6 protein-coding genes and 1 pseudogene are annotated in these 6,975 nt (G+C 60.3%); 5 read left to right on the plus strand and 2 right to left on the minus strand.

The features are described from left to right. Positions 1-389 (minus strand): annotated as a pseudogene (locus WP12_RS11645) (IS6-like element IS6100 family transposase); the annotation flags it as partial. Between the two features lie 552 nt (positions 390-941). Between WP12_RS11645 and WP12_RS11650 the strand changes: the two are divergent. From WP12_RS11650 to WP12_RS11670, 5 genes are read left to right on the plus strand one after another with little or no spacing between them, the layout of a single operon-like run. Continuing rightward, positions 942-2,435, plus strand: a complete 1,494-nt coding sequence (locus tag WP12_RS11650; protein ID WP_200894513.1) for a glutamine synthetase family protein — start codon at positions 942-944, stop codon at positions 2,433-2,435. A 14-nt stretch (positions 2,436-2,449) separates the two neighbouring features. Further along, the gene (locus WP12_RS23445) at positions 2,450-3,178 is read left to right on the plus strand and encodes a type 1 glutamine amidotransferase (RefSeq protein ID WP_052730348.1); all 729 of its coding nucleotides are present in this window, start codon (positions 2,450-2,452) and stop codon (positions 3,176-3,178) included. 24 nt (positions 3,179-3,202) lie between these two features. Continuing rightward, positions 3,203-4,537, plus strand: a complete 1,335-nt coding sequence (locus WP12_RS11660; RefSeq protein ID WP_046193895.1) for an aromatic ring-hydroxylating oxygenase subunit alpha — start codon at positions 3,203-3,205, stop codon at positions 4,535-4,537. Then, positions 4,534-5,175: an aromatic-ring-hydroxylating dioxygenase subunit beta gene (locus WP12_RS11665; RefSeq protein ID WP_052730349.1), complete on the plus strand. Its 642-nt coding sequence runs from the start codon at positions 4,534-4,536 to the stop codon at positions 5,173-5,175. Before WP12_RS11660 ends, WP12_RS11665 begins: the two co-directional genes overlap by 4 nt. A 12-nt stretch (positions 5,176-5,187) precedes the next feature. Then, complete coding sequence (locus WP12_RS11670) at positions 5,188-6,195, plus strand: ferredoxin--NADP reductase (RefSeq protein WP_046193896.1); 1,008 nt, start codon at positions 5,188-5,190, stop codon at positions 6,193-6,195. 173 nt (positions 6,196-6,368) lie between these two features. Here the strand turns inward: WP12_RS11670 and WP12_RS11675 are convergent, their stop codons facing one another. Continuing rightward, positions 6,369-6,878 (minus strand): FCD domain-containing protein, encoded by a 510-nt coding sequence (locus WP12_RS11675; RefSeq protein ID WP_084691113.1) that lies wholly within the window; start codon positions 6,876-6,878, stop codon positions 6,369-6,371. Positions 6,879-6,975 lie beyond the last annotated feature (97 nt).

The raw sequence follows: 6,975 nt of genomic DNA on the forward strand, positions 1-6,975 counted from the left end.
TTTTCCCAGTGCTTCAGGCCTCGCAGGGCCTTGCCCAGGAACCGCTTCGCTGCCTTGGCGCTGCGGGTCGGCGACAGGTAGAAATCGATCGTGTCGCCCCGCTTGTCGACTGCCCGGTACAGGTAGGTCCACTTGCCCCGCACCTTGACGTAGGTTTCATCCAGGCGCCAGCTCGGATCAAAGCCACGCCGCCAGAACCAGCGCAGCCGCTTCTCCATCTCCGGGGCGTAGCACTGGACCCAGCGATAGATCGTCGTATGGTCGACCGAAATGCCGCGTTCCGCCAGCATTTCCTCAAGGTCGCGATAGCTGATCGGATAGCGACAATACCAGCGCACCGCCCACAGGATCACATCACCCTGGAAATGGCGCCACTTGAAATCCGTCATCGTTCCGTCCGTCCAATCTCCGCCAAGCATGCTCAAGCTTCACGATTTTTGCAACAGAGCCGAATTCTCCACGGCCCTTGGCGATGCCGACGTCTCTCTCCAGACTATGCGGCATTTCCCGCTTTAACCTCGTTCAGCCTACCATTCGGCAGGGGCAGGGGTGTGCATGTTTTGAGCGAGTTCAGCGTTCAGCGAAGCCAGACGTGATGGTCGTCTCCTCGATAGCTTCGCATGCCGAGCATCAGAGGGTTGAATCCGATCCATCCCAAAATCGACGATAGCGCATCCGTGGGCCGAACAGCAAAAAGTCATAGTCGTTTTCTTGTATTCAAAAACGTTTTTAGATTGACGGAACGGTTTTGCCGGTCCAGATTATACCCGTCACCAATCGCGATCCGTGAGGTTCCGGCCGCGCGCCGGGCTATCGCGGATGCGTTCGTTGCTGATCAGCGTGCAAAGAGGCCGGCGGACAATCCGGAAAGCTGAATACAGACCGGCCGTTGGGAGGGCGGTCTCGTGAAAACAGGGCTATAAGCTCAGGAGAGGATGAAGATGGAGCAGAACGTTACCTCAACTCCGGCGTTTATCGCCCGGCACGGACTATGGACTGAAGCGCAAAAAGACGCGGCGAAAGAGGTTCTCGATCGCATCGAAAAGGAAGGCATCCAGATGATCCGCCTGTCGTGGCCGGATCAATACGGCATGCTGCGCGGTAAGAGCCTGACCGTTGCTGCGCTCAAAGCGGCCTTCCGCAATGGGGCCGAGGTGACGAACGCACCGTTCAACGTCGATATCGCGAGCGGCTTCTTCCAGGATCCCTTCGGCAAGAATTCCTTCACCGGCACCGAACTGGCCGGTGTGTCCAATATGGTCATGGTGCCGGACCCGACGACATTCCGTGTCCTGCCCTGGGCCGATCGCACGGGATGGCTGCTCGCGGACCTCCATCTGCGTAGCGGAAAGCCGTTTCCGCTTGCCCCGCGCAGCCTCCTCAAGCACGCCGTCGCGGAACTCGACGCGCTGGGCTACAAGATCAACGTCGGCCTGGAGGTCGAGTTCTACCTGACCAAGATCGTCGACCCGGCGCTCGAAGCCGGAGACCTTGGCGGCATCGGTGTCGCATCCGAGCCGCCCAAGGTACATGTGATCAACAAGGGATATTCCTACCTCTCCGAGAACCATCTCGACGAGGCCGATCATGTATTGTCCGAGATTCGCCAGCATCTGCTGGCCCTGGACCTGCCTCTCCTCACCATCGAGGACGAGTTGGCGCCCGGCCAGTTCGAAATGACGTTCAACATCCTGCAGGGCGTCGATTTCGCTGATGCGATGGTGCTGTTTCGCACCGCCGTCAAACAGATCGCGAGACGGAAGGGGTATCTGGCCAGTTTCATGTGCTGGCCGGGCATTGACAACCTTTTCCCATCGGGGTGGCACATGCACCAGTCGCTCGCGGATGCGGCGACGGGCGAGAACCTCTTTATCCCGCAGCCGGGACAATCGCTGTCGGATGTAGGGCGCGCCTGGGCAGGCGGCCTCCTGGAGCATGGCGGCGCGGCGTCGAGCTTCACGACACCGACGGTCAATGGCTATCGTCGGCGCCGGCCCAACTCGCTCGCGCCCGATCGCGTGAGTTGGGCCATCGACAATCGCGCGGCGATGATCAGGGTGATCGCCAATCCGGGCGATCCGGCCAGCCGGCTCGAAAACCGCGTCGGAGAGCCGGGCGCCAACCCGTATCTCTATTTGGCCTCGCAAATCCATGCCGGGTTGGACGGACTGCGCCGCAATCTCGATCCGGGAGATCTCCAGGAAAATCCCTATTCGGCGGATGTCCCCATTCTGCCGCAGGATCTGTCCGCCGCGCTCGACGCGCTCGAGCCCTCCAGCCTCTATCGTCAAGCCTTCGGCGACACATTCTTCGACTATTGGCTGACGCTCCGGCGCTTCGAGTGGCAGCGCTTCGTCACGGCCAACGCCGATGTGGAGGCCCGCTCACAGGGCGTTACCGCGTGGGAGCATCGTGAGTATTTCGAGCTGCTTTGAGGAGAGGCAAGAAAATGAAGAAGTTCGCCACTATCTGGTGTTCTCCCGTTCCGCAGGACGACGAACTGAAGCCTGAACTCCAAAATGCCTTTGGCGGTCCGGGCGAGCAGTGGGACGTCCTGTATCCGGATAGTGGCGACCTTCTTCCGGTCGCCGCGAACTATGACGGTTTCGTCATCGGCGGCAGCCCGAAATCCGTTGTCGAGGACGCCGAAACGCCGCTGGTCAAAAACCTCCTGAACCTGATCCGGTGGGTCCGGGACAATTCCTCGTCTCCGATCGTCGGCGTCTGTTTTGGATCGCAGGCCCTCGCTGTCGCATTGGGCGGCCGCGTCGATCGCAATCCTGGCGGCGCGTTCAAGTTCGGCGTCGATTCGATGACCTGGACAGAGGCTGCCGACGGGACGCGCTGGCCCGAAACGGCCCGTCCCGCAACGCTGGCCAAAAGCCATGGCGAATGCGTCATCGAGCTGCCGCCGGACAGCATCCATCTCGCCTCGTCCCGAACGATCGAGAATGAGATTTACCTGACCCATGGGCGTTTTCTCGGCGTGCAGGGACATCCCGAAGTCAGCAACGAGTTCCTGCGGAAGCGTTTCATGCCCTTCCATCGTTCCCTGTTCAGCGATGAGCAGTGGCGTGTCGTCGAGGCGGAATCGCAGCATCCGCTCGAACCCTCATCGGTTAAGTCACTCGGACGCAGGTTGCTCGCCGACCGCGCGCTGCAGGCGATTGAAGCATAGAAAACGAAGGCAGAGGAAATTCCCATGAGCATCGCTACAGCACTCAAGAGACCGGAAACCGAATGGGATCGCCTGATCCAGGACGATCGGATCCACAGATCGGTCTATACGGATGCCGCCATCTTCGCGCGTGAGATGGATAACATCTTCGCCGGAAACTGGGTCTATCTGCTTCATGAAAGCGAGATCCCTGAACCGGGCGATTATCGCCAGGCGTGGATCGGCACGCGCGAGGTCTTCGTGACCCGGGACGAAGACGGCGGAATCAACGTCCTCTCCAATCGTTGCTCGCATCGCGGCGCCGTCATCTGCCGCGAGCATCGTGGAAATGCGTCGAGTTTCACCTGTCCCTATCATGGCTGGCGCTATGACGGCCGCGGCGAGTTGTTCGGCATCCCGGGCAAGAACGCCTATGGCCCGACATTCAAATCACGCGGCCTGAATCTCGCGCGTCCCGCTCAGGTCGATATCTATAAGGGGTTCATCTTCGCTACGCTGAATCCGGACGCCCAGCAGCTTATCTCCCACCTCGGCAACGCCATCCCGTTCATCGATGCGTGGATCGCGCATCAAGGCGGTGCGGACAATATCGTCGTCTCCGGGGCACAGCGTTTCAACCTCAAAGCCAACTGGAAGATGGTCTACGACAATTCCGGCGACGGCTATCATGTGCCTTTCTCCCATCAGTCGCTGCTGGTGATGACCAACCAGCGCTACGGGGGAGGGGACATGACCTATTTCGCGGACGCTGATCGTTCGAACATGCCGCTCCACGCCCTCGATAACGGCCATACCTTCTTCGATCAGCGTCCGGAGATGTTTGCACAGAACGCCTGGGAACAGCAACGTCCCCAACCGGGCCGCGAACCCTTCGAGGCGCATGTCGCGGCGACCGTCGCACCCGAGGCGGTGAAGGCTACGTTGGAAAGCGCGGTCGGCGCCGGAATGAACCTGAATATTTTCCCGAACCTGCTCTTCCTCGGCAATCAGATCCAGGTTCTTCAACCATCGGCCGTCGACAGGACGTTCGTCCATTTTCATGCGACACGGCGGCGGGATGCGGACAATGAACTGAACGGGATGCGGCTACGCACGCAGGAGGATTTCCCGATCCTTGGCGAGGTCGATGACGCCGATAATTTCGAGGAATGTCACCGTGGGCTGCTCGCCAGTCCAGAAGACGAATGGGTCGACATCAGCCGACATTACGAAACCGGCAAGGACATCGTCAACGAGGATGGGAGCGTGACCGGGCCGGTGACCTCCGAACTCCATATGAGAAACTATTTTGCACAGTGGAAGCGCTTGATGCAGGCCGAACCGACGCTGCGCATCTACAAGGGAAAGGACGCAAAATGAACACCGCCCTTGAAAGCAGCGCCGCGGCCAGCGAACGCGATAGTAAGGCGTATAAGCACAACCCGCCGTCGCTCTATGTCGACCAGCCATATTATGATTGGCTTCGCGACGTCTCTTCCGATCTCGGCGCGCAGGAGGTTCGTCCTGCGGACGGCATTGACCCGGCGCTCTGGCATCGGATCGGCGCTTTGCTTTCGGTCGAAGCGCGCCTGCTCGACCAGCGAGCCTATCAGCCATGGCTTGGTCTCTATCTCGACGAATGCGCTTACTGGATTCCGTCAGGGATGCCCGCACCCGACCCGCGCACGAGCGTGACGCTGGAATTTCATGATCGACGGCGACTCCTGGACCGTGTGGAGCGGCTCGAGACCGGCTTCGCTTATTCGCAGTATCCCACCTCAAGAACCGCGCGGCAGTGGAGCGGGCTGGAGGTGTGGCAGTCGCCAGGAACCAGCGATGAATGGCGCGCGCGCTACAGCTTCACCCTGGCGGAATTCCGCAACGGCTTCTCACGGCTTCTGGCCGGATGGAACGGCTTCGTCCTTCGCGAAGTCGCCGGAGAGCTGCGCGTTGCGGTCAAGCAGATCAATCTGATCGACAGCGATTGGCCGCAAGGCAACAACTCATTTTTCTTGTGAGAGCGTAACCCGATGAAAAAGGCGCAAACCCTCAGGATCGCCGAGGTCGTACGGCAGGGGGAGGACGCCGTCCTCGTGAACTTCAGCGCGCTGGACGGGGGAGCGCCGGGGCTGCCGTTCGTGCCCGGCCAGTATCTGACTCTCGCTGCGAACGTGAGCGGGGACGAGCATTGGCGTTGCTATTCGATCGTCACTGAGCCCAGCGCGGACCGCACCATCGGCGTTCTCGTCAGGCGGGTCGCCGGCGGGCTGGTGTCGAACTGGATTTGCGATCACGCCAACGCGGGATCGGCCTTGCGGGTGCTCCCGCCTGCGGGGCGCTTCCGGCTCGAACAAACCGGTCGAGCGGTCCTGCTTTTCGCCGGCGGCAGCGGGATCGCACCGATTTTCGCTCTCGCCCGGCAGGCCTTGGTCGACGGAGCGCCCCAGGTCTTTATGTTCTACGCCAATCGTGATCGCGCAACGGCGATGATGATGGACGAACTGAAAGAACTGTCCCAAGACGCCGGCGATCGCCTTCACATCCGATATTGGTATGACAGCGAAGACGGCTATCCGACACCGGCCATCTTGTCGTCGACCCTCGATGGGTGGAAGGACGCCGACGCCTATCTCTGCGGCCCCGAGCCTTTCATGCGCCTGGTCCGCGCTGTCCTGCAGCAGGAGGGCTTCGATCCTGATCGGGTTCACCAGGAGGATTTCGGTGCTCAAGACGACGAAGACGAGACCGATACCGGCGAAGGCGAAGAGGCGATGCTGGCGGTGCAGGTTAAGGGACAGCTTCACGAGATTCCGGTCAAGAGCGGTCAATCCCTCCTCTCCGCCATGCTGGTCGCGGGCTTGCACGTGCCTCACTCCTGCAAGGTTGGCGAATGTGCCTCCTGCATGTGCCGGCTCCTGGAGGGAGAGGTCGAGCGGCTCGACAATTCAGTCCTCGATGAGGATGACGTCGCCAGCGGCTGGCTTCTGGCTTGCTCGACGCGCGCTGCCGGCAGGAACATTCGTGTACGTTTCTCGTAACTAACGCTCACGCTTCCGGCCACGCTGTCCAACAAACAGGGGGCACCCAATACTGCCCGTCACGACGATTTGACGAGATACGGTGGTGTAACGCTACAATGAAAGCGCCTTGTCATCGCGGCCGGGTGGCTCAACCCTTCATCCGACGTTTTTCGCCCGACCCGGCAGCCCGATCAGGCGCCGTTGATCAGCCTGCGCGTGAAATCTTCAATTGACGACGGGAGATATTTCGCGACGTCCGCCACCGAAGTATCGATGTGCTCCCCGACCAGTTCGGAGCACAGTTCCATATCTCCCTTGATCGCACTCTCGAAAATCGCGGCGTGCTCCTTGCGAACGTCCCGATGCTTTCGATTATTCTTGAGCGCAATGCGGAGGTATCGATTGCTGTGCTCATGGAGCAGCCTCCGATAGTCGATTAGCCAGCCATTCCGGCAATTCTGAACCAGGCTGTCATGGAACTTGGAATTGCGCAAATGCCACTCGCTGGCTAGTTCAAGGCCTTCTGCCGTGATCATCCTGTCCTCGATCAGCTTGAGCTTGTGATAGGCCGCATAGAGGTCTCCTTCCCAATTGTCGTCGCGATGCGCGAGCGACGATCGCAGGGCGCCGATCTCGACGATCTTGCGGGCTTCGCTGATATTACGGAAATCGGCTCTGTTGCAAAGATTGGCGGCAGTCAGAGGTAGGCTGTCGCTCTGCGCCGATCAGGCGGCTGCTGCGAAATGGTGGTTGAGCATGCCCATGGCCTCCGTCAGCGCCGAGGGCCCAATGCCAAAA

The sequence above is a fragment of the Sphingomonas sp. SRS2 genome, assembly GCF_000971055.1.
Lineage (GTDB): Bacteria > Pseudomonadota > Alphaproteobacteria > Sphingomonadales > Sphingomonadaceae > Rhizorhabdus.

Excerpts from the sequence above, each read along its gene's own strand:
- WP12_RS11670 (WP_046193896.1), top strand. The coding sequence starts at position 5,188 with ATGAAAAAGGCGCAAACCCTCAGGATCGCCGAGGTCGTACGGCAGGGG.
- WP12_RS11665 (WP_052730349.1), top strand. The coding sequence starts at position 4,534 with ATGAACACCGCCCTTGAAAGCAGCGCCGCGGCCAGCGAACGCGATAGT.
- WP12_RS23445 (WP_052730348.1), top strand. The coding sequence starts at position 2,450 with ATGAAGAAGTTCGCCACTATCTGGTGTTCTCCCGTTCCGCAGGACGAC.
- WP12_RS11660 (WP_046193895.1), top strand. The coding sequence starts at position 3,203 with ATGAGCATCGCTACAGCACTCAAGAGACCGGAAACCGAATGGGATCGC.
- WP12_RS11650 (WP_200894513.1), top strand. The coding sequence starts at position 942 with ATGGAGCAGAACGTTACCTCAACTCCGGCGTTTATCGCCCGGCACGGA.